This window comes from Mesorhizobium sp. LNHC252B00 (assembly GCF_000502955.1).
Lineage (GTDB): Bacteria > Pseudomonadota > Alphaproteobacteria > Rhizobiales > Rhizobiaceae > Mesorhizobium.
This window is the reverse complement of sequence record NZ_AYWO01000160.1, coordinates 1-328: the sequence shown is the minus strand read 5'-3', so window position 1 is coordinate 328 and position 328 is coordinate 1. Positions and strand designations below refer to the sequence as shown.

1 protein-coding gene is annotated in these 328 nt (G+C 62.8%); it reads right to left on the bottom strand.

The window, feature by feature from the left end; all coding sequences use genetic code 11:
- Positions 1–328, bottom strand: a 328-nt coding sequence (locus X744_RS139590; protein WP_023763273.1) for a YhjD/YihY/BrkB family envelope integrity protein, incomplete at both ends; no start/stop codon positions are given.

Here is a 328-nt window from a genome sequence, read left to right as displayed (position 1 = left end):
GCACGAAGAAGATGCTTTGCACCCGGCGATAGATGATGCCGCGCGTTTCCGTGACCCGATAGGCGCGGTTGAGCGAGGTGCGCAGCGCCTCGATGCCGTTGGAGGCAAAGTAGGCGGCAAGCAGCACGCCATAAGTCAACAGATCGCTGCGCCTGACGGTCAGCACGTTCAGCACCTCGTGCGCGATCGGCTTGGCGATCTGGTCCGGCCAGGTGTCGAAAACCAGGTGCACGGCTGTGTCGGCAAAGGCCTGGGCGCCAAGGAAGCTGCCCAGCGTCGTGGCGAAGATCAGGAATGGAAACAGCGCCATCAGCGAGGTGATCGCCAG